General features: G+C 59.3%; 19 protein-coding genes. 15 read left to right on the plus strand and 4 right to left on the minus strand.

Annotated features, from left to right (window positions below):
* Window positions 1–24 precede the first annotated feature (24 nt).
* The 4 genes from HKX41_00110 to HKX41_00125 are packed head-to-tail and all read left to right on the plus strand — an operon-like array spanning window position 25 to window position 5,081.
* Window positions 25–1,287, plus strand: a complete 1,263-nt coding sequence (locus tag HKX41_00110; protein NNC22562.1) for a sarcosine oxidase subunit beta family protein — start codon at window positions 25–27, stop codon at window positions 1,285–1,287.
* Window positions 1,288–1,295: 8 nt separating this feature from the next.
* The gene (locus HKX41_00115; GenBank protein ID NNC22563.1) at window positions 1,296–1,574 is read left to right on the plus strand and encodes a sarcosine oxidase subunit delta; all 279 of its coding nucleotides are present in this window, start codon (window positions 1,296–1,298) and stop codon (window positions 1,572–1,574) included.
* A complete protein-coding gene (locus HKX41_00120; protein ID NNC22564.1) occupies window positions 1,571–4,555 on the plus strand; it encodes a sarcosine oxidase subunit alpha family protein in 2,985 nt (994 codons plus the stop codon). The genes HKX41_00115 and HKX41_00120 overlap by 4 nt, the downstream gene beginning before the upstream one ends.
* Complete coding sequence (locus HKX41_00125) at window positions 4,548–5,081, plus strand: sarcosine oxidase subunit gamma (GenBank protein NNC22565.1); 534 nt, start codon at window positions 4,548–4,550, stop codon at window positions 5,079–5,081. Before HKX41_00120 ends, HKX41_00125 begins: the two co-directional genes overlap by 8 nt.
* Window positions 5,082–5,258: 177 nt before the next feature.
* Here the strand turns inward: HKX41_00125 and HKX41_00130 are convergent, their stop codons facing one another.
* On the minus strand, window positions 5,259–6,188 hold the full coding sequence (locus tag HKX41_00130) for a LysR family transcriptional regulator (protein NNC22566.1): 930 nt from the start codon (window positions 6,186–6,188) through the stop codon (window positions 5,259–5,261).
* A gap of 112 nt (window positions 6,189–6,300) precedes the next feature.
* Between HKX41_00130 and HKX41_00135 the strand changes: the two genes are divergently transcribed.
* The 4 genes from HKX41_00135 to HKX41_00150 all read left to right on the plus strand — a co-directional run bounded on the left by HKX41_00135 (window position 6,301) and on the right by HKX41_00150 (window position 10,691).
* Window positions 6,301–7,548 carry an aromatic ring-hydroxylating dioxygenase subunit alpha gene (locus HKX41_00135; GenBank protein ID NNC22567.1) on the plus strand — a complete coding sequence of 416 codons (1,248 nt, stop codon included), beginning with the start codon at window positions 6,301–6,303 and terminating at the stop codon, window positions 7,546–7,548.
* 26 nt (window positions 7,549–7,574) lie between these two features.
* A complete protein-coding gene (locus tag HKX41_00140) occupies window positions 7,575–9,017 on the plus strand; it encodes an aldehyde dehydrogenase family protein (GenBank protein NNC22568.1) in 1,443 nt (480 codons plus the stop codon).
* Window positions 9,018–9,180: 163 nt separating this feature from the next.
* Window positions 9,181–10,128: a glycine betaine ABC transporter substrate-binding protein gene (locus HKX41_00145; GenBank protein ID NNC22569.1), complete on the plus strand. Its 948-nt coding sequence runs from the start codon at window positions 9,181–9,183 to the stop codon at window positions 10,126–10,128.
* 278 nt (window positions 10,129–10,406) lie between these two features.
* Complete coding sequence (locus HKX41_00150; GenBank protein ID NNC22570.1) at window positions 10,407–10,691, plus strand: helix-hairpin-helix domain-containing protein; 285 nt, start codon at window positions 10,407–10,409, stop codon at window positions 10,689–10,691.
* Between the two features lie 64 nt (window positions 10,692–10,755).
* Here HKX41_00150 and pepD read toward each other — a convergent pair whose 3' ends face one another.
* Both pepD and HKX41_00160 read right to left on the minus strand, forming a co-directional pair.
* The gene (gene pepD, locus HKX41_00155; protein NNC22571.1) at window positions 10,756–12,225 is read right to left on the minus strand and encodes a beta-Ala-His dipeptidase; all 1,470 of its coding nucleotides are present in this window, start codon (window positions 12,223–12,225) and stop codon (window positions 10,756–10,758) included.
* A 214-nt stretch (window positions 12,226–12,439) separates the two neighbouring features.
* Entirely contained in the window at window positions 12,440–13,624 is a 1,185-nt protein-coding gene (locus HKX41_00160) for an MFS transporter (GenBank protein ID NNC22572.1), read from the minus strand.
* Window positions 13,625–13,951: 327 nt separating this feature from the next.
* Here HKX41_00160 and HKX41_00165 point away from each other — a divergent pair, with 327 nt between their 5' ends.
* Window positions 13,952–14,731: an META domain-containing protein gene (locus HKX41_00165; protein ID NNC22573.1), complete on the plus strand. Its 780-nt coding sequence runs from the start codon at window positions 13,952–13,954 to the stop codon at window positions 14,729–14,731.
* Window positions 14,732–14,868: 137 nt separating this feature from the next.
* Entirely contained in the window at window positions 14,869–15,822 is a 954-nt protein-coding gene (gene corA, locus HKX41_00170; protein ID NNC22574.1) for a magnesium/cobalt transporter CorA, read from the plus strand.
* Between the two features lie 91 nt (window positions 15,823–15,913).
* Here the strand turns inward: corA and HKX41_00175 are convergent, their stop codons facing one another.
* Window positions 15,914–16,783: a phosphorylase gene (locus HKX41_00175; GenBank protein ID NNC22575.1), complete on the minus strand. Its 870-nt coding sequence runs from the start codon at window positions 16,781–16,783 to the stop codon at window positions 15,914–15,916.
* A gap of 164 nt (window positions 16,784–16,947) precedes the next feature.
* On the opposite strand from HKX41_00175, the gene HKX41_00180 reads away from it, so the two are divergent.
* The 5 genes from HKX41_00180 (at window position 16,948) to HKX41_00200 (ending at window position 22,663) form a co-directional block, all read left to right on the plus strand.
* Window positions 16,948–18,024, plus strand: coding sequence for a Glu/Leu/Phe/Val dehydrogenase (locus HKX41_00180; GenBank protein NNC22576.1), 1,077 nt, complete (start codon window positions 16,948–16,950; stop codon window positions 18,022–18,024).
* 283 nt (window positions 18,025–18,307) lie between these two features.
* A complete protein-coding gene (locus tag HKX41_00185) occupies window positions 18,308–19,123 on the plus strand; it encodes an amino acid ABC transporter substrate-binding protein (GenBank protein NNC22577.1) in 816 nt (271 codons plus the stop codon).
* A 61-nt stretch (window positions 19,124–19,184) separates the two neighbouring features.
* A complete protein-coding gene (locus tag HKX41_00190; GenBank protein ID NNC22578.1) occupies window positions 19,185–19,970 on the plus strand; it encodes an amino acid ABC transporter permease in 786 nt (261 codons plus the stop codon).
* Between the two features lie 17 nt (window positions 19,971–19,987).
* Window positions 19,988–20,731, plus strand: a complete 744-nt coding sequence (locus HKX41_00195) for an amino acid ABC transporter ATP-binding protein (protein ID NNC22579.1) — start codon at window positions 19,988–19,990, stop codon at window positions 20,729–20,731.
* 306 nt (window positions 20,732–21,037) lie between these two features.
* Window positions 21,038–22,663: an APC family permease gene (locus HKX41_00200; GenBank protein NNC22580.1), complete on the plus strand. Its 1,626-nt coding sequence runs from the start codon at window positions 21,038–21,040 to the stop codon at window positions 22,661–22,663.
* The last annotated feature ends 106 nt before the right edge of the window (window positions 22,664–22,769 follow it).

Below are 22,769 nucleotides of genomic sequence, written 5' to 3' on the forward strand. Positions count from 1 at the left end.
GGCCGCGCAGGCAAGAGACACATCATGGTGCAAAACACTTATTCCCTGTTCAACCTGGCTTATAACGCCATACACCGCCATCGGCACTGGTCGACGGCATGGCGCAAGCCGGAGCCCGCGTCTGCGTACGATGTCGTGATCATCGGCGGTGGCGGGCACGGCCTGGCAACGGCCTATTACCTGGCAAAGAATCACGGCATCACCAATGTCGCCGTTCTGGAGAAAGGTTGGCTCGGAGGCGGCAATACCGGGCGCAATACGACCATTGTGCGCTCGAATTACTATCTGGCCGCCAACGCCCGTTTCTATGAGTTGTCCATGCAACTGTGGGAAACCTTGAGTCAGGACCTGAACTTCAACGTTATGTACAGCCCGCGCGGCGTGCTCAATCTGGCCCATACACCGGGCCAGCTCGGCGCTTTTGCAAGTCGGGGTAATGCCATGCGCCTCAACGGTGTGGATGCTGAGCTGCTCGATCGCGAGCAGGTAGCACAGCGCGTACCGCAGCTCGATATCAGTGACCAAGCGCGTTTCCCTATATGGGGTGGCCTACTCCAGCCACGCGGCGGCATCGCACGCCATGACGCTGTGGCCTGGGGCTATGCGCGGGCCGCCGATGCGTTGGGCGTGGATATCATCGAAAACTGCGAGGTCACCAGCATGCAACGCGAAAACGGCCGGGTGACTGCCGTCGAGACGACGCGCGGGCGCATTCAAGCCAACCGGGTCGGCGTTGTGGTGGCCGGGCATGCGGGGACCGTTGCCGGCATGGCCGACCTGCGATTACCGCTTGAGTCACATATATTGCAGGCCATGGTGACCGAGCCCGTTAAACCGGTGCTCAATACCGTAGTGACGTCGGGCGCCGCCCATTGTTACGTCAATCAATCGGACAAGGGCGAATTGGTCATGGGCGGCGATCTGGATGGCTACAACGCCTATGCCCGGCGCGGCAGCCCGGCTGTTGTACAGGACGTGGTGAGTTCAGCGCTGTCGCTGTTTCCCGACTTCAGTCGTCTGCGGTTGATGCGGACCTGGGGCGGCACGGTCGACATGAGCATGGATGGTAGCCCAATCATCAGCAAGACGCCGGTGGACAATCTCTATCTCAACGTCGGCTGGTGCTATGGCGGCTTCAAGGCCACCCCTGGCTCCGGCTGGGTCTTCGCCCACACCATCGCCAACGACGAGCCCCATCCCCTCAACGCCGCTTTTCGCCTGGATCGTTTCCGAGAGGGGCGAGCACTGGATGAAAATGGCGCTGGTCCGGTCCCCGCAGCTCATTAGGTGCTGTCATGCAGATCATATGTCCTTGGTGCGGCGAACGCAGCTACGAGGAATTTCGCTATGGTGGTGATGCCACGGTCGTCCGACCGACGGCATCCGAGGCGGCCGATGATGACGCCTGGCATGAATACATCTTTGTGCGTGATAACCCGTACGGTCCGCACGAGGAATGGTGGTACCACGCCTATGGTTGCCACCAATGGTTCCGGGTTCGCCGCGATACCGTGACCTACGAAATCCTCTCGACGGTTCCGGCAAACCACCGTTCAGGCGACAGACAAGCATGACCCGTCAGTCGTTTCGCCTGCCGGATGGCGGTCAGATCGAACGCAGCCAGCCGTTGCATTTCGCCTTCAATGGTCGGCAATACCAGGGTTATGCCGGCGATACGCTGGCATCCGCGCTACTCGCCAATGGCGTGCGTCTGGTGGGGCGCAGCTTCAAATACCACCGACCACGTGGCATCTTCACCAGTGGCTTGGAGGAACCGAATGCCCTGATCCAGTTGGGCCACGGCGCTTATGCCGAACCCAACATCCGGGCGACTGAAGTGCCATTGTTCGATGGGCTGGAAGCGTTCAGCCAGAACTGCTGGCCGTCCGTCGGATTGGATCTGTCGGCTGTGAATAACCTTTTGGGAAGGTTGTTGCCGGCCGGTTTCTATTACAAGACTTTCAAAGGCCCTCAGTGGCTTTGGCCTTACTACGAGCGTGTCATCCGGCGCGCCGCTGGCATGGGCAGCGCACCCCGGCATCCGGACCCGGATCATTACCACACGCGCCATGCGCACTGCGATGTCCTGGTCGCCGGCGGTGGCCCGACTGGATTGATGGCCGCGTTGGTGGCGGGGCGAGCCGGTGCGCGGGTCATCATCGCCGACGATGGTATGCGCCCGGGAGGCGCACTGCTCGGCGATCGTCAGGTGATTGATGGCAAATCGGCTGGTTGCTGGATCGCCGATACGCTAGTGGAACTGGAAGAGCTGCCTGAAGTAACCGTTCTGGCGCGTACCAATGTGTTCGGTTACTACGACCACAATGAACTATGGCTCGCCCAGCATGGGCGCAGTGGGCCGGGCGAAGGGGCGCGTCAGCGCCTATGGCAGGTATATGCCCGCCGGGTAGTGCTGGCCACGGGCGCCGTCGAGCGGCCGCTGGTGTTTGGTCACAACGATTTGCCGGGGGTGATGCTGGCCTCGGCCGCCCGAACTTACGCCAACCGCTACGCGGTGCAGGCCGGCAAGCGTGCTGTCATCTTCACCAATAATGATAGCGGCTACCAGGCCGCATTGGATCTGGCACGGGCTGGTATGCCGGTATCGGCGATCATCGATTCTCGAACGGAAGTGGCTGGACCGTTGATGACTGCCGCGCGTGACGCTGGACTCCGTTGTCTGAACGGGCAAGTGGTCGTCCGGGCCAAAGGCAAGCGCCACTTAACCGGTGTGGAAGTGGCGCCGCTCGATACCGAGCAGCGAGCCGGACGTGTCAGTGAAACCATTGGCTGTGATCTGCTGGGCATTGCCGGCGGCTGGACGCCGACGGTGCATCTCTTTTCCCAGTCGTGCGGTGCGCTTGAGTTCGATGCATACCATCAGGCCTTCGTGCCCGGCCAACCCGCACAGGCCACCTTGTGCGCGGGGGCGATCAATGCCCGTTATGATCTCGCAGCTTGCCTGCGCGAAGGTGGAGAGGCTGGCGCGGCGGCCGCGTGTGCAGCGAGTTTCGAGGCGCGAGAGCCAGCTCTGCCGGATGTCGGCACAGCCCCTTCGCCTGTGCCGCAGCCCTTATGGATCGTGAAAACCGCAAACGGCGCACCGGCTAAATCCTTTGTGGATCTGCAAAACGATGTAACAGTCGCCGATGTAGAGCTAGCGGCGCGCGAGGGTTATCAGTCGGTAGAGCACCTCAAGCGTTACACCACGCTGGGCATGGGGACGGATCAGGGCAAGACGAGCAACATCAATGGTCTGACCATCATGGCTGAGTTGCGGGGGTTAGCAGTCCCTGAAGTAGGCACGACTACCTTCCGCCCGCCCTATACGCCGGTGACGCTGGGTGCCATCGCCGGCCAGGAAACCGGGCTGCGGTTTCGCCCGCTGCGGACCACGCCCATGGATGAGATTCATGAACAGGCCGGTGCCGTATTCGGCAATTCCGGGGCTTGGCGGCGACCACGCTATTACCCCCGGGGCGATGAAAGCGAACAGGAGACGATTAATCGCGAAGCTGCGGCGGTACGCGAGTCGGCCGGGGTCGTGGATGTATCCACGCTGGGACGCATCGAAGTGTGTGGCCCGGACGCAGCGGCTTTTCTAAACCGTGTTTATGTGAATCGCATGGAACGTCTGCGCGTCGGCCGCTGTCGTTATGGCGTCATGTTGCGCGAAGACGGTTTCGTCCAGGACGACGGCACCGTGACCCGCATGGCCGAGGATCGTTTCCACCTCACCACGACCACGGCCAACGCCGGTCAGACGCTAGCGCATCTCGAACGTTGCCGTCAGCAACACTGGCCCGACCATGAGGTGTATCTGACGTCTGTGACCGACCAGTGGGCGGCTGTGGCGCTGGCCGGGCCGCGGGCGCGGTCCGTTCTGGGGGCGCTCGCGCCCAATGTGGATGTTAGCAACGAGGCGTTTCCATTCGCCCATTGGCGGCCATTTGAAATAGCGGGCATGTCGGCACAGGTGTTCCGCGTGAGTTATTCCGGGGAATTGGCTTACGAAGTGCTGGTGCCGGCCGGCAATGGCACGTTGCTGTGGCGGGCGCTGATGGAAGCGGGCCAGCCCTATGACATCACGCCCTACGGTCTGGAAGCGATGGACGTGCTACGGATCGAAAAAGGGCATTGCACGATCGGCGCGGAAATTGATGGCCGGACCACACCGGATGATCTGGGGCTGGGACGCATGACGCCAACATCCGGCGATTTCATCGGCCGCTACGGCCTGAACCGGCCGGCGCTCGCGGATACGCCAAATCGCCGCCATCTGGTCGGCCTTCGGCCAGACGGACCGATTTCGCGTGGCGCCCACGTCGTCGAGGATCCGCATGCCGAGATACCGATGAACGCCGAGGGGCATGTCACCTCAACCTGCTACAGCCCAACGCTGAATACCCACATCGGACTGGCGCTCGTGGCTAACGGCCGCCAGTGCGGCGGCGAAACACTGTACGCCGTGTCACCACTGACCCACGAGCCGGTCAGAGTTCAGATCACTGATCCGGTCATGTTCGATCCCGAAGGAGAACGGCTGCATGCCTGATGCGAAAGACGCCGCCACCATACCGGCGGAGGCCTACGGCCCCGTTGTCAGTGAGCGTGACGGGTTGGGGCTTGTAACGCTGCGGGGTCAGCCGCGCGCCTCAGTGTTAGCGGCGAAAGTGGATGAATGGCTGGGCGCGTCCCTGCCGCTGGAACCCAATACCGCAGTACAGCTAGCGGAAGCGACTGTCATGTGGCTGAGCCCGGATGCCTGGCTGGTCGTACTGACGAGCGAGGCGCGTGGCGAGGCGTTGACCGCGGCCATCCGGGCAGCTGGCGGTCATGCGCTGGCGTCCAGTCATGGCCGGGCCATTCTGCGCCTGCAAGATAGCGGCGCGCGTGACATCTTGGCCGCAGGCTGCGCGATCGATCTGCATCCATCGGCTTTTGCGGTGGATACCTGTGTGCAAACGCTGCTCGCACGCATGCCGGTTCTATTGCACCGCGTCGCCGACCAGACTTTTGATCTGTACGTGCCACGCAGCTATGCCCGAAGTATGCGGCGCTGGCTGGCGGAAAGTGCGTGAGCCTGGGCGTGTGGTATTTATATATAAAAATGGCTATTTGCCATAAAGTTCTGAAACATAGCGGTTTCAGCCAACCTAGTAGTTAAGCCAGTATCGGCTAGAAGCAGACAGTCGGATGTTGCCTCACTGCGAATAGGCACATAAATGCCTAGCTACGGCGGGACTGGCTTTACTGGTTTATGTCTGTTGGTGCTCCAGAGAAGGAGCGGGCCGGGTTTGCAGCCACTGACATAGTCGGTCTATTGGGCCGTCCGTGGTGATGGGCCAGCTCGAAGTGAGCCAGAATGCGCCGCGGCTGGCAGTGTGGTCGGGCAATAGCGGCACCAGGGCGCCCGAGGTGAGAAAGCCCTCTAACAAGTGTTGCCACCCTAATGCGATGCCCTGACCGGCCACGGCGGCCTGTAATAGCGCCAGGTAGTTGTTGATGCGAACGACCCGGCCTGTGTTCTTGGTTTTATTGCCGCCCAGAGCCCGCAGCCATTCAGACCATCCCATCCAATCCAGATGCGCATCGTCGAGTTGTAGCAGCGTCTCCGATAGCAGGGCAGACAGATTATCGGGCACTGAGCGCCCTGCGAAATAACTTGGGCTGCATACCGGAAAGACTTGTTCGTCAAACAAATAGATCGCGTTGGCGCTTTCGGGCGGACGGCGGGAATATTCGATTACGACGTCAGCATTGACGACCTGTCGCTCGGGATCGGTATCTGAAGCCAGAACCCGGATGTCGAGATTCGGGTCGTGGTCGCGAAAACCGGTCAGGCGGGGAATCAGCCAAAGTGAGGCGATAGCACTGGTTACGCCGACAGTAATCGTGGAGCGGCCGACGTCATCCAGCAGTTCGGCAGTGGTGTCGGCCAGTTTATGCAGGACTTCGGTGACAGTATCCGCGAGCTGTTGGCCCGCGGCCGTCAAACGGACGCCACGGTCAAGACGGACCAATAAACGCACACCGAGCCGATTTTCGAGATAACGCACCTGACGACTGACGGCGCCCTGGGTCACATTCAGTTCTCGTGCTGCATGCGTAAAACTGCCCAGACGGCTGGTGGCTTCGAAAGCCCGCAACGTCTGCAAAGGCGGTAGTGGAGAAGGGATATTAGACATGCAATAAACTCATATCTGCTCTGCTTGATTATCACTTGTCCGCCACATACGGGCAACGCAATATCGATGTCCAGTCCAATCGTGTCGAGGGATTATCATGTCGGACCGCTTCATGAACTCGGTCGCCGGGCAAAACTTGGCTTCCGAGCTGGCAGCGGTGTTGGCGCCTGCGCCTAAGGCACAGGGCTTGCCAAGCGTGCTTTATACGGCTCCGGGGGTTTTGGAATTCGAGCGAGATCAACTTTTCGCTGAGACTTGGGCGGCCGTGGGTTTTGCCAGTGATGTATCCAATGGTGGCGATGTGCAGCCGCTATGGTGGCTGGGCCAGCCTTTGATCATGCTTCGCGATCAGGACGGCCAAATTCGAGTATTTCACAACGTTTGCAGTCATCGAGGACGCCAGGTTGTGGATGCGCCCTGTCATGTGCAAAACGGTCTGCGTTGCCCGTACCATTTTTGGCTTTACGGCTTGGACGGCCAACTCAAGGGCACGCCTCACTTCGGCGGCGCCAATCAACATCAGTGTGATGGTTTTGACCGGGGGCATCACGGCCTAAAATCGGTTGATGCGCGGGTCTGGTGCGATCTGGTGTTCATCAACATGTCGGGTAAGGGCCCGTCTTTCGAAGCGTTTATCGCTCCCTTGGAAAAGCGTTGGCAAAGCTTTTGGGGCGAAGCGGGAACAGAATCGCTAGTTCCCGGTGATCACGACAGTCAACATACGCTGGATGTCGCTTCCAACTGGAAGCTTGCAGTTGAAAATTATTGCGAGTCCTATCACTTGCCCATGGTCCATCCGGACTTGAACAGTTACTCACCGCTTGAAGACCATTATATTGTGCTGGACGAGGACGGTGAGTCATTTTCCGGCCAGGGAACGATGACTTATAGCTTTGCTGAGACCGCAGGCATCGAATTATCCCGTTTCCCGGAATGGCCGCAAGACAAACAGCGCCAGGCCGAATATGTGTCGCTTTATCCGAATGTTCTGCTGGGGCTACAGGTCGATCATTTTTTCGTTGTGCTGCTCGAACCTATCGATGAGCAGCATACCCGCGAACATGTGCGCATCTATTATGTCGCCGATGCGGCGACTTCGCCTGCTTATAGTGAAGCTCGCGAGGCCCAATCGCGAGCGTGGAATACAGTCTTTACCGAGGACATTTCCATGGTGGAGGGCTTACAGCGGGGGCGCGCGTCTCCGGCCTGTGTCGGCGGTGTTTTTTCACCAGTACAGGATGTCGCCACACACCATTTCCATTGCTGGGTGGCGCGTAAACTGCGCTGGTCTCTGACCCGGGAAGAACCGGTTGATAAGAGCTCATCAAGCGACGTGGCGGACTTCGCCAGTTTGACATGATGACGACCACACCATCGGAACAGACTATGTTCGGGATTCCCTGTGGCAGTTCCTTCATACAGGGCGATTACAAGTGGCCGGTTCATGGCGAAGATTTCGCGACCACGAATCCGGCAACCGGTCACGTCATCACGCATGTAGCCCGCGGATGCCGGGCGGATGTGGATGCCGCGGTCGATGCGGCCCGGTCGGCTCAACCGGCGTGGGCGGCCATGTCGCCTTCGGAGCGCGCGGCCTGTCTGCAGCAGCTGGCATCGGTCATCGGGGACAACGTCGAACTTTTGGCCGATATTGAGGTTCGCGATGCAGGTAAGCCCCGGCAACTGGCAAAACATGATGTTGCCGGCTGCATTGAATATTTTCGATATTATGCGGGCGCTATAGATAAATTCCTGGGCAGCACCATCCCGCTGGGCCCGGGTTATCTGGATTACACCCAGCACGAGCCTCTGGGCGTAAGCGCTCACATCGTGCCGTGGAATGCACCGATCAATATGCTGTGTCGTAGTTTGGCGCCAGCGCTGGCTATGGGTAACAGTGCTGTGGTCAAGCCGGCGGAACAAACGCCGCTGAGTTCACTTAAGTTGGCCGAGTTATTCTCGGATTATCTGCCCCAAGGGCTGTTCAACGTCGTCACGGGTTTGGGTGAGGAAGCCGGAGAGGCCCTTGCCAAGCATCCGGATGCTGACTCGGTTACCTTCACGGGATCGGTGGCGACGGGACGCAAAGTGCTGCATGCAGCCGCGGATCACATTAAACCCGTAGTGTTGGAGCTGGGCGGCAAAGCGCCGCAGATCGTCTTGCCCGATGCCGATCTGGACGACGCTGCTGCTGAAATTGCCAAGGGCGCTTTTACCAATAGTGGCCAGTATTGTGATGCCGGCGCCCGGCTCCTGGTGCATGACTCGATTGCCGAGCCGCTGATTGATCGTATTGTGGCCATTGCGGCAAAACTTACGATCGGTCCGGGGGCGGAAGATCCCGACCTTGGGCCGCTGGTTTCACGACAGCATTTCGAGCACGTTTGCGGCTATCTATCTCTGGCGCAAGAGCAGGGCGCACAAACGCGCCTGGGTGGTGCCGCGCTGCAACAGGCCGGTTACTTTGTGCCACCAACCGTATTTACCCAAGTCACCCCGGAGATGCGGGTGTTTCGCGAGGAAATCTTCGGGCCGGTGCTCACCGCGACACGGTTCGGCAGTAATGCCGAGGCGCTGACGTTAGCCAACGACTGTGATTATGGCTTGGCTGCCGGTATTTATACACGTGATATCAATAGCGCCTTGTGGCTTACGGAGGGGCTCGAGGCCGGTTATGTCATGATTAACGAATATTTTGCCGGCGGCGTTAATACACCTTTTGGCGGCTCTAAAAATAGCGGCTACAGCCGTGAGCGCGGCATGGTCGCGCTCGAAAACTATACGCGCCTTAAGAATGTGGTAGTGAGCAGGCGCTCTCCGACAACCTGAAGTTATAGTGTTTAGAACAAGGGATTTTAGTTGCTGTGACGATCAGTACAAGATGCTCTAATCCGAGCCACGGCATGACGTTTTCCCGGCGATTGTGGCCCACATAGACGAACGTGACACAAGACTGAAAAGCATCTAACAGGGAGAACTGGCGATGAGATATGTGAAAACGATCATGCGGTGGTTTGGTGTTGTTTCTTTAACATTGGGCGTGGTTTCGCTCGTACCCGGGCTGGCCAATGCCGCGGATAACCCGGCCGGCTTTGAAACTTCGGCCGTGAAAAATAATGACTGTTCCGCCAAGGACCCAATCAAGGTTGGTTATTCGTCCTGGTCCGAGGACGTGCTCGAGGCCAAGTTGCTCAAAAGGCTGCTTGAAAAACGCTATGGTTGCGAGGTGCAGACCCAACGACTCTCTGTCGGCGTCAAGTTCCAGGCTTTAGCCAAGCGTGATATTGACGTGATGTTTGAGGCTTGGTTCCCCAAAACCCATAAGTCTTACTGGGAAAAATTCAGTACAAAGATGTGGAACGTCGGGCCTCTGTATATGGGGGCGCAGCTCGGCTGGGCGGTGCCGGACTATGTTCCCAAGGACGAGGTCAGCTCCATCAAGGATCTGAAGAAGGATTCCGTGCGTAAGAAGATGGGCGGCAAGGTGCAGGGTATCGACCCCGGATCTGGTCTGATGCAGCACTCGCAAGACGCCATGACGGACTATGGCCTCAATGACTACAATCTGATTAAGGCCAGCGGTACGGCCATGACGGCAGCGTTGCAGCGTGCCATCGATAACAAGGAATGGACCGTGGTCACGCTATGGACGCCACACTGGGCGTTTGGCCGCTTCGATCTGCGCTTTCTGGATGATCCGAAAGGCTCGCTGGGCGCTGTCGAGCACAGCGACAAGTTGGTGCGCGCCGGGTTCTATCAGGATTACCCGACGGTCGCGGCCATGCTATCGCGCATGACTATTTCGCTGAGTACTTTGCAGGGCTTTATGTACGACGCCGACCAAACCTCGAATAAAAAAGCCATCGATAAATTCATCAAGGAGCACGCGAACGATGTGCACTACTGGATGACAGGCAAGCATAGCTCTGACGCGACGTAGTTTGCCGCGTGTTCATCCGGGCCGAAACCCAAACTGTGGAGGTAAAAAGCCTTCTCAGCCGCAGGCCTGGATGAACACGCACAAGTTGTGTGTCGACCGGATCGCAGCCGACTCGGTCCGATGTTAAGGAGAGGTCGCGAGATAGGTGACGGCGGTGTTCGCACCATACGATCGCCGAATGTGCCATCGATAACACGAACGTTTGCAACGGGGATGCTTGCTCGTTACTCGAAATGGCGCTAAGTTCTTTTTTCCTACCTAAAAAGGACGCTGAAAAAATGAAAAAAATAACCCTGGCGGTAGCTGTGGTGGGCGCATTACTGTTTGCGGGCGCCTCGAGTGCAGAGGTCAACGTCAACACAGCCCAGCAGGATCAACTCACCGAGTTGAAGGGAATCGGGCCGGCCACCGCGCAAAAGATCATCAAGGATCGTAAAGCCAATGGTGACTATGAGCGTCTGGACGACCTGACACGTGTCAACGGCATCGGTAGCAAAACGGTCGACGACATCCGTGATGACGCCACAGTCGACGATGACGATAATGAGTCGGATGCCGACTAAGCCCGACTAGGCGATCCACAATCAACGAATGATGAAAAGCCCGCTCATGCGGGCTTTTCTCTGATCAGCCGGTAGTCGCCAGGTTTTCGATTGTGCCTTCGAGTATCTCTTGGAATGAAGCGACCGAGGCGGTTTCGACCCGCTCGCTCGGCGAGTGGGCGCCGCGGATGGTCGGGCCGAACGAGATCATCTGAAGGTTTGGATATTTAGCGCCGATCAAGCCGCATTCGAGACCAGCGTGGATCACTTCACGCGTCGGTGGCTGGCCGGTGATCGAGGCGTGGACGTGTTCGAACTGTGACAGCAAATCGGCGTCTGGATCCGGTGTCCAGCCCGGATAGCCGGACTTGACCGCGCTGTCGATTGCGCCAAGGCTGAATATAGCGTGAATTCGGTTGGCGAGGGCATCCCGGGCCGAATCCACCAGCGAACGGACCAATAGCTGGGCCGTGAATCGGCCGTCGACAAGTTGCGCGACGCCGATGTTATTCGAGGTCTCGACCACGCCTGGTGCGGCGTTGCTCATGCGCTCGACGCCGTAGGGCAGTGCAGCCAATACGTCGATCAGTCGCTTTGAGGCATCATCGGTCAACGCGTCACTCGGGGAGTCATTGGGCGATTTGCGTTCGGTCGACAGCGTTATACCGTCGTCCACGCTGGCCAGTTCGCTTTGTAGCGTCGCGTGTAGCGCTTGGATGGTGGTTTCGACGTCATCAGCGGTGGCAGGTGCGACCGCAATGGTGGCGTGCGCTTCGCGCGTGATGGCGTTGTCCATGCGCCCGCCGGTATAGGCGAGCAATCGCGGTCCATATGGCTGGATAGCATGCAGCGCGCGCCCGAGTAGCTGGTTGGCGTTGGCCCGTCCGCTGTGGATGTCCATGCCCGAGTGGCCGCCGGTCAAGCCGTCGACCGCTACGTTGAGCAGAACGGCATCGTCGGCGAGTGGCGCACGGGGTAATTCGGTATCAGCCGCGACGACCGCGCCGCCGGCGCAGCCGATGGTGACGTCGCCGGCCTGTTCCGTATCGAGGTTGAGCAGGTAGGCGCCGTTTAGCCAGTTCTCGGCAAGTTGCGAAGCGCCGACCAGCGAGACTTCCTCGGCGATCGTGAGCAGCACTTCCAGCGGGCCGTGGGTTAGTGTGTCGTTTTCCAGGATGGCTAGCGCTGCGGCGGCGCCGATGCCGTTGTCGGCGCCAAGTGTGGTGCCGTGTGCCTTGAGCCAGCCGTCGTCGGTGTATGTGGTGATCGGATCGCGCTGAAAATCGTGATCCAGCCCCGGCTCGGCTTCGGCGACCATGTCGAGGTGTCCCTGCAAAACAATGCCGGGCGTGTTTTCGTAGCCGGGTGTGGCCGGCTTGCGAATCAGCAGATTGTTGCTCGCATCGCGTTCATGGCCCAGGTTTTGCGCGTCGGCCCACTGTTCGATGATCTGAATAAGTGGTTCTTCGTGCCATGACGGGCGAGGTGTGTTGCAAAAGGTTTTGAAGTGGCGCCAGAGTGCTGCCGGTGCGAGTTCGTCCAGGTGCTCGTTCATGACTGTGGTTCCCGTTGATCACTGATCCAACTACGCTGACCGCTATTGTGCGACCGCATCGAGCTGCCGACAATCACGGCCATTGGGGCGCCAAGATGTGCATCGACGGCGGCCGTTGCCGCCCATCAGAAGAGCCGTATCGATGTCGAGCCTCGATACGGCCGTAGATTGGATCTTGCCATTCGGTGGCCCGTGCCGAATAACGATCCCAGCTCTATTGTCCGACCAGGCGATCACGACCGGCATATAGGCCCGCCACGATTGCACCTGCGCCGATCAAGCCGAATAGGACACCGGTCATCAACCACCCACCGAAAGCCTGGTGGAGTAACCCAACGGCCAATGGTCCGCTCGCGGCCACGACGTAGCCGATTCCCTGTGCCATGCCGGATAGTTCAGCGGCAGTATCAGCATCCGATGCACGTAACGCCAACAGCGTCAGTGCCATGGCGAAACTGCCGCCTTGGCCGAGACCGAGGACGACCACCCAGACCCAGATGCTGCTGATGGGGGCATAGAGACAACCACTCAGCCCGATAAGCGTGACGGCGACGACCAGTGCCAAGGCCGCGCGTTGATCTTTCATGCGCGCGGCGATGGCGGGTACGGCTACAGCGCTTACGACTTGAAGAAGCACAGAGATGGACAGCGCCAGGCCGGCGAGTACGGGAGCCATGCCACGATCGGCCAGAATCGTTGGCAGCCAACCGAAAACGATATAGGCCAGGGAGCTTTGAAGAGCCATGAACGCTGTGACCTGCCAGGCCAGCACATTGCGATAGAGATGTCGTGGCCTGCCACTCGGTTTGGAGGGCTTATGCACAGTGTGCATCTGTGCAAACCATGCCAACCCGGCGATCACTGCCGGCACGAGCCAGAACGCCAGTGCCGGCCGCCAGTCGCCAAAATTAAGACGCAGCGGCTCGGTGACACCGGCGGCCAGCGATGCACCGAGATTTAGAAACATCGTGTACAGGCCTGTGGCCAGACCAACATTTCGGGGGAAGTCGCGCTTGACCAGGCTGGGCAGCAGGACGTTCAAAACACCGATGCAGCCGCCAGCCACCGCTGTGCCTAGGAACAAGCCGACCAATCCGATATATGGTCGGCCGATCAGCACCAGCGCCAGTGCTGCTAGCACGGCGAGTACCGCGCGCTCCGGGCCGATTTTGCGCGCCAGGCGCGGCGCCAGTGGCGCAGCCACCCCCAGGAAAAAGACGGGGAGGGTGGTCAGGATGCCCTGTCCGGTGGCGGCTAGCTGTAGATCCTGGCCAATACGACTGAGTACTGGAGAAACACTGGTGATCGCGGGACGTAGATTCAGTGCGACCAGCAACAGACCGGCCAGGGTGAGGAGTCGACGTATTCTGGGTTCCTGGGTTGGATCGGCTTGAGACATCAAAATAAGGTCGTGGTAAAAGCCCGTCCTATTATGAGGGCTATATGTTGGGCGCAGTTGACTTCTTGCAAGCGATTGAATGTGGCTCGATCCGCGTTCGCTTCGGTTGGCTTGGTAGGGCCCGAGTGGACGTAGACGTTATCTTAGTGTTTAGGCGCTTCGGATCACGACTCGATTGTCGAGCCGAAGAAGCTGCTCGATCACCAACTCCCAACGAGTTGCCGCGATTCTTTCGCGATGGGTTTTAAAAGGGCATCGCCATCGCGGTTTTTATCGCAATGGCAACATCAATTTGATAACAAGCTGGGAAGCGCCGTGGGTAACTTTGTGAAACCGCTTACCGCCGCCGTCGTGCTGGTGGCTTTGACAGCGTGCGTGTCGCCGTCGTCGCCGGAGGGTGCATCGGCCGGCGGAGGTGCTGCGCTTGGTTCGCTGCCGGTGCGCTATCAAGGCAAATTGCCGTGCGCCGATTGTGCGGGTATCCGCTACGTGCTCAATCTGTACCGCGACCATGTCTATGCACTGCAACGCACTTACCTCGGTGCGCCACCAGAACACAAGCGTTTTTTTGAGATGGGCCGGTGGCATGCGGGGTCTAGTCCCCGAACGCTTGTGTTGGTTGATGGTGGCGACGGCAAGGCGCAGCGTTGGCGAAGCGCGGATACTGGCATGCTGGCAAAACTGGATCGCGATGGACATCGCATCGAGTCGTCGTTGAACTATTCACTCGAGCGAACGGGGCGGCCGGTCGAAACGCCTCTGGCCGACACCTACTGGCGGCTTATGCGTCTGCATGGATCAAAACCGGCGTCAGAAGGCAGTCGCGAAACACCGCATATCGTGTTGCGCGCGAAGGGGTCGCGCGTAGTCGGGGCGGGTTTCTGCAACCAGCTGAGTGGACAATATAGCCGCGATGGCGATACGTTACGTCTGGCCAAGCTGGCTAGTACGCGTATGGCGTGCGTCGGGGCTTCGAATCACGTGGAAAACGAATTCTTCAAAGCGCTCGACAATGTTGCTGCGTATCGCATATTGGGCGAACATCTCGTTTTATACGACGCTGGTAACCAACAGCTGGCCGTTTTTCGGGCCACGCCGATGCATTGACGAAGTGCGTGTCGCCCCAATCGCTTGCACGACTCGCTCGTTGCCGTCTTCGATGGACGGCGTTGGATCGGCGCCGTGCCACAATCGTCGGCGTTCGGCTATGCTGAGCGCGCCTAGCATTTCACCGGAGGCACGCCGTGCTACGTAGTTTTACGATCGAAAACGGGCGTCTCGTCGAGGATCACGCAGACGATGTGACAACGGCTGAGCGTCTGGCGCGCGCTGTCTGGATCGACGCGGTCGCAGTCGACGATACCGAGCATGTCGAGCTGTCGAGCTTTCTAACCGATGAACTGCCGGCGGACGAGGACGTCGAGGAAATCGAGTCTTCGGCACGTTACTTTGTGGATGCCGACGGTATCCACGTGCATTCGCTGTTCGTGACGCAAACCGAAGGCCGGCATCAGACGGATACGGTAGCTTCCATCCTGCAACCCGATCGATTGATCACGCTGCATGATGAGGAGTTGCCTGACTTTCGGCTGCTGCGCATGCGCGCGCGCGCCGGCCATGTGGAAGCCGTGACACCGGCGGCGTTGTTGGTCACGCTTTTCGATCAAAAAGTCGAAAATCTCGCCGACACCATCGAGGATATCCATCTGGATCTACAGCAGCTCGGACAGGATGTGCTCGAGGACGATGACGCCGATTACGAGGCGGCAATCGACTCACTGGCCCGTCTCGAGGATTCCTGCGGCAAGGTGCGGCTGTGTCTGATGGATACCCAGCGTTCGATCGCGTTCGCCTTGCGTCGCGTGTCATTGGACAACGATGACCGGGAGACCGCGCGCCAGATTTTGACCGACGTCGATGCACTGACCAGCCATATCACCTTTCTCACCGACAAGATCAATTTCTTGATGGATTCCACGGTCAGTTTCATCAATATCGAACAATCCCAAATCATCAAGATTTTCTCCATCGCTGCGGTGGTGTTTCTGCCGCCGACGCTGATCGCGAGCATTTATGGCATGAACTTCGAATACATGCCCGAGCTGTCTTGGAAATACGGCTATCCAATGGCGATCGGTTTAATGATCGCGGCCGGCATTGCCCCGTTTTGGTATTTCAAGCACAAGAAGTGGTTGTAGCCACTTACGATCACTAAACGCTCGTTTGGCGCTGCTTGCGGCCGGTGTGGTCTGTCCGGCCCCGGGGCGGCCTTCTACGAATGTGGACGCTCTAATCGGCTGGTGTTGCGGTCGCGTCACAAACAGCACGCAAGCAACGCATCGGCCCGTACGCGTGCAAGGTGTCGTGCTGGTCCTGGTCACCGGCAATCAGCGCGCCTGCGAACCCCAGCCCGTTGATTTCGATGTTGTTGAATGCGGCACGGGTGCGCGGTACGGCCCACAGCCAGTCGCGCGTGGCCAGCAAGTTGTACGGCCCGGGGTCGACGCTGTCACCTGCCGGTCGGCCAATCGCCGCCAGTAGCTTTATATAACGCCGGTACACCGCGCGTGCGCCCGTCACGGGATCGGCGAGTGCGTCCGGCGGCATCCGCGTAGCGGCGTGTGGAAACGGCAGTGCCGGGCTTTGGCCAATCTCGTCCTGGAATGTTGTTTGGGCGAGGGCATTGGCAACCGGCAACCGGTCGCCGGCTGGTGACAGCGGTAGGCCGACCATCTGCAGGTGTCGGTGCGGCTGGCTAGCGCCGGCTTCCAAGCCGCCGTTGTAGAACGCCAGGCCGTCCCAGTCCGAGACAACGGCGAGAAGTGCTTCGCAATCGGCCATGTCCAATGCCGCGGTCTGTGGTCGGAACGCGCGGCTGACAATCAACAAGTGGTCATCGAGGACGGGGAATTTGTTGAGCAGCCCCACGTGGCTTCTGCTGATGTCACCGACATACAAGGTCGGCTCGTAGGGTGGGGCGAACGGATCGATTGATTTTTTGTCGCCGGCGCCGGGCTTGTTCGGCCGGGCCTCGATCTGACGTACCGCGAAGGCGATACCGCCCTCGCGAATGCAATCAACGCGAGTCGCGATAGGCGCTAGCGCGCCGGCGGCATGCGCGTGCTCGGTTGTTTCGGTGGTCGCCTGGTGCCAGTTCATGCGGCGCTGTTATGGGGCGTAGTGCCCGTGCGATGTGTCGATCGGCGCAACGCGTGCGTCTGATTCAAAACGGCAAGAGCCGAGATTATATCGTTTAGCGACCGTGCAAAGTTGTCGCCCGCATCTACAATAATGCGCCGTTATTGGCTGGAACGAGCTGCACCATGGTTTTCCAATCGATCGAGTCCTGTGGGCACGAACAGGTTCTCTTTCATCACGATCGCGTTACGGGTCTACGCGCGATAATCGCGCTGCATTCGACGGTACGTGGGCCGGGGCTCGGTGGTGTACGGATCCGTCGATACTCGGACGAAAGCGAAGCACTAGCCGACGTCCTCGATCTGTCGAAAGCGATGTCATACAAGGCCGCCTGCGCCGGATTGGATTTCGGCGGTGGCAAAGCCGTGGTGTTGGCGCCGCTGCCGGCCGATCGTGTGGCCGGAATGCACGCCGTGGCCGAGGCTATTGCCAGTCTCGACGGCCGCTATGTGGCGACCGAGGACATGGGAATGTCCGAAGCCGATATCGCGTGTCTGAATGAGCGCACGCGTTTCGCTGTCGGCCGCGCGCGGAATGCCGGCGGGAGCGGCGACCCATCGCCGTACACGGCTGACGGCGTCTTGGCTGGTATCCGTGCGACGGCCATGGCTGCCGGATTGTCGGCCGATCTGTCTGGTATGTCGGTCGCCGTTCAGGGTTGTGGCAACGTCGGGTTGTCATTGATTGAGCGGCTGTTGGCCGCCGGCGCGCGAGTGCTTGCCGCCGATCCTGAAGTTGCCGCGGCGGAGCGAGCGCGTGCCGCTGGCGCCAACATCATCGATAACAGCGTTATTTTGCAGCAGTCGGTGGATGTGGTTGCCCCGTGCGGGGCAGGAGGTGTGCTGGATGAGTGTGCGGTCGATGCGCTGAATTGTCGGGTTGTGGCCGGTGCGGCTAACAATCCGCTGACCGATGCGAACTTGGCGACCACGCTCGCCGAACGAGGCATTTTTTACGCGCCGGATTTCGTGATCAACGCCGGCGGACTGATCAACGTGGCCGATGAGCTGGCGCCGACCGGTTATAGCAGCACGCGCGTCCAACGCCGCGTGGCAAATATCGGCGACACATTGACGGATATCTTTGCCGAGGCACGGCATACACAGGCCACACCATTGGCCGTGGCGCTCGATCGCGCGCAAGCACGTATCACCGACGCAGCAGGTGCGGGTCGCCAGTTCGAATCGGACGCAATGCGGTGATGTCCTGCTGTGCGCTCCATGGTGCACGTGGATCGCAGCAAAAAACGAGCGCTGGCAATGAGATTGGGCGGTTGTGCTCGCGCCGCATTTGTCACGATCCCGGTCGCCGCTTAGAGGTCTTGCACTCGTTTGTATGATTGCCGCCTTATGTTTATGCGACCGCTAGTGTTGGGATTAGCGACCAGCGGCGCCGGGCGTGGATCGGATATGGCAGACTTTGCTTTTATTAGCCCACGCGATCCCGCGGCCACTCGGAGTTTGCCATTGTCAGAGAGCGCGCAGAATGTTTAGGCGCCCATGGTTCAGTATGTTGGTCGCCGGCGTTGCGGCGCTCGTACTGGTCGGGTGCAGCGAATCGAGCGGCACTAAGACGCACGGCGTCTATCTGGTCAACGAAGGGCAACTGACGGTTTGTACCCATCTGCCTTATAAACCGTTCGAGTTCACGAACAAACAAGGCGAGATTGTTGGTTTCGATGTCGACATGATCGACCTGCTTGCCGAGAAACTTGGCGTCGAGACAAAAGTGATCAGCGTGGCTTGGAATACGGTGACCTCAGGTGCGGTGCTCAAGGCCGATAAATGCGATCTGGCCATGGGCGGTGCAACCATTACGCAAGAGCGCGCCCAAACCGTGCAGTTTTCCAAACCGTATTTCGAATCCACCCAGGCGCTGATGACGCAGACCGGTAGCGGCATCCAGAAACTAGCGGATTTGAAAGGCCAGAAACTGGGCGTGCAGACCGAGACTACGGGCAAGCGCTATGCTGAAGCGCAGCAAGCGCAGCACGGCTACAAGCTCGTTATATTCGATGATCTTGCGCTGGAGACATCGGCGGTTAGCGCCGGCAAGGTGGCCGCTAGTATGGGGGATCGCAGCGCGCTTGTGCCGTACGTACGCGACCACCCGGAAGCACACCTCGTGCAACAACTCGAGACCGGCGAGCGCTACGGCTTCATCGCCCAGAAGAATAATGCCAATGCCGACAAGCTACTCGCGAAACTCAACAAGGTGATCGCAAAAGCCAGAGATAATGGCACCTACGACAAGTTGATGCGCAAGTGGTTTGGCCAGACGTCGGAGCGGGCTGGCTCTTGAGTGTTAAGCGTTCGATAGCCGGTATTCGCCGATATCGATTTGGGTGTGGCCCGAGAGCGATATGAGCCCGCGTCGCCGCGCTAGAGTCGCACGTGCCGTTCAATATCTGGGGTTGGTTGTTGTGCTTTTGGTCGTCGGCCTGCTGGCCGATTGGCCGACCATCGCGCATACATTCTTCGATCCGCAGCTGATTCGGGAAACGCTGGTTAACGGATTGGGCCTGGCCCTCTGGAATACAGTGGTCTACACCGCGGGCGCGTTTGTGCTCGGTATCGTTGCGGGCACGCTATTGGCGTTGATGCGCTTGTCCGATGTGGCGCCTTATCGCTGGCTCGCGACGGTTTACATCGAATTCTTCCGCGGCTTGCCGGCCCTGGTCGTATTCATCGCGTTTTCCTTGTTGCCGCTGGCGTTTCCCTATCTATCGATTCCCTGGCAGCCGTACGGTACAGTCTGGCTGGCGCTCGGCATCGTGGGCAGTGCCTACATGGCCGAGACCATCCGCGCCGGTATTCTGGCGGTGCCGAAAGGACAGATCGAGGCTGCGCGGTCACTCGGCATGACTGCGGCGCAAGCGATGCGCAAGGTCGCGCTGCCACAGGCATTCCGGATCATGATTCCGCCGCTGACCAACGAGTTGATCATGCTGATCAAGGATTCGTCGCTGGTGTTTATCGTCGGCTTATCGGCTGCCAACTTCGATTTAACCAAGTTTGGCCGCGCCTCGGCCAACACCAACGTCAATATCACGCCGCTGGTCGTTGCCGGTCTGGGGTATCTGGCCATTACACTGCCACTGTCGGTTCTGGTGCGGCGCATGGAAGCCAGAACCGCGCGAACACGATGACCGATCACACGCAGCACATGGTTACGGTCCGGGGGGTCAGCAAGTCATTCAAAGACGAGCTGGTGCTCGCCGATATCGATTTCGCAGTCGATCGCGGCGAGGTGGTGTGTGTGGTCGGGCCGTCGGGGTCGGGCAAATCAACCCTGTTGCGGTGCATTAACCTGCTGGAACAGCCCGATCAAGGTCAGGTGATGGTGCAGGGCGCCGAGTTGACGAATCCTGATTGCGACATCGACCGGGCGCGTTGGCGCATCGGCATGGTATTTCAGCAATTTAACCTGTTTCCGCTGCATACTGCGCTTGAAAACTGTGCACTCGCGCCGCAGACGGTGCTCGGTTTGAGCCAACGACAGGCGCGCGAACGCGCTCGGCAAGAGCTTGAACGCGTCGGTCTCGGTCATCAAATCAATAGTTATCCAGCCCATTTGTCCGGCGGCCAACAGCAGCGTGTGGCTATTGCTAGAGCACTGGCGATGGCCCCGGAGCTGATGCTGTTTGATGAACCCACCTCGGCGCTCGATCCCGAATTAGTCGGCGATGTGTTGGCCGCCATCCGGCAACTGGCCGAATCCGGTATGACGTTGCTCGTGGTTACCCACGAAATGATGTTCGCGCGTGAAATCGCCGACCGCGTAATTTTTATGGACGGCGGCCGGATCGTGGAATCCGGGCCACCGGCCGAGGTTATCGATGCACCGCGACAGCCGCGCACGCAGTCGTTTCTAGAACGCGTTACCGATCCTGTGCATAGCCACGGCTAGTGGCCTGTGGCGTTGTCTGGATGGCGTCGGCTGCAGGAGTTGAGCGGGTTGTTGCATGCGGTCAGGGTATATAGCGGCCGTGACTACGCTAAAAGTCGATACCTATAACAATTGCGCGTGTTACAGAACACGCTATCCTTTGTCGTGCTTAAAGCAGGCTGCCGCACCAGCGACTGACCGTGGATTGTCTCCGGTGACGCAGTTCTTGCATAAATAAAAATGAAATGAAAAATGAGTGGCCAGCCGACGTTGAAACGTGCGGACGGTTACTTGGACCAATCGGTTTAAAAGGCTCAGGGAGACCCAATGGGGAGTGATGTAGGCGCCGGTTACGGGAAGCTGAAACGCGGTGGTGGCGCTATCGGGCTCACTCTGGCTAGCACGACCAGCATGATCGGGTCGGGCTGGCTTTTCGGTGCTTTCCACGTTGCACGATTGGCTGGGCCGTGGTCGATTCTGAGCTGGGTAATCGGCGCGTGCATTATTCTGTTGATCGCGCTGTGCTTCGCGGAACTGGCCACGATGTTTCCGCGTAGCGGTGCGCTCGTGCACATGAGCCACGCCAGTCATGGCGTGGGTCTCGGCCGGGTCTGGGGGTGGTTGCTATTCCTTGCCTATGTGCCGATCCCGGCGGTCGAAGCCGAAGCCATTGTGACCTACGCCAATAACTATCTGCCGATTTTTCTCCAGCCCGATTCCGGTGGGCTGTTGAATGCGACCGGATTTGCCGTCGCGGTGGTTCTGCTCGGTATATTCGCGCTTTTGAATCTGCTCGCTGTCCGTTGGCTTTTGAACCTGAACTCCGTGGTCACGATCTGGAAAGTGTTCGTGCCGTTGGCGGCGGTTGTTGCCTTGCTGGCTAGCACGCTCCATCCATCCAACCTGACTGCGGCGCCTGAGAGTTACAGCCTTACGGGGATTCTTACGGCGCTACCCACAGCCGGTGTGGTGTTTAGTTTCCTTGGGTTTAGAACCGCCATTGACCTGGCTGGCGAAACCCATAAGCCGGAGCGCTACATGCCGATCGCGGTCATCGGCTCGATCGGGCTTGCAGCGCTGGTCTACATCGCGCTGCAGGTGGCGTTTTTACTGGTTCTGTCGCCATCGGATATCGCCGGCGGCTGGTCGAGTCTGGATTTCGCCGGCAGCACGGGGCCGTTTGCCGGTCTCGCGGTCGGGTTGGGCATGACCTGGTTGGCAGCGATCATTTATGTCGATGCGTACGTCTCGCCGGCTGGCACGGGTTGGTTGATGATGACCGGCGGCACCCGCGTATTGATGGCCAACGGCGAGCGCCGTGCCGGACCAGCGTGGCTCGCACGTATTAATCGCTTTGGCGTCCCGTGGACGACGGTCATCGTGATGTGGGCTGTCGGTTGTCTGTTCTTCCTGCCGTTTCCGGCCTGGCAGCAGATGGTTGGCTATATCTCCGCCGTCACGGTTCTAACTTACGGGCTGGGGCCGCTCGTCTTGATTTGTCTGCGGCGCCAGGCACCGAATGCAGCGCGCCCGTTCAAAGTGCGCGCATCGAATGTCGTGGCGCCGCTCGCATTCATAGCCAGCAACTGGATCATCCTGTGGACGGGTTATACCACCAACCTGTTCCTGTTTTCGCTCATTGGCGGCGGTTTCGTCGTGTATGCGATCTATTACCACATGGTCGCGCGGTTGCCGGCCGACCAGTTTGGCTGGGGGCAGATCTGGTGGTTGTTGCCGTGGTTCGGTGGCATGTTGGGGCTGTCGAAGCTGAGTGCTTTCGGCGGCGGCATGGGCGTGTTGCCGTTCGTCTGGGGGCTGGTCGCGGTCGCCGTCTGGAGTCTGATCATCATTGCCGCCGCATTTGCCAGTGCGCTGCCGCCGCAGCAGTCCCAACGCGTCATCGCCGACGTTCTAGCTGGTTCGCTCTCCGAGTCGTCTTCAGACAAACAATGAAACGGCTACGCTGCGCCGTTCATGGATGCGCTGCCTCGAACGCCACGGCTTTTCAGTACGCCGGTTGATCACGGCATGAAGTCAAGCGGTTCGTTCGCGGTGGCCG

Source organism: Salifodinibacter halophilus (genome assembly GCA_012999515.1).
Lineage (GTDB): Bacteria > Pseudomonadota > Gammaproteobacteria > Nevskiales > Salinisphaeraceae > Salifodinibacter > Salifodinibacter halophilus.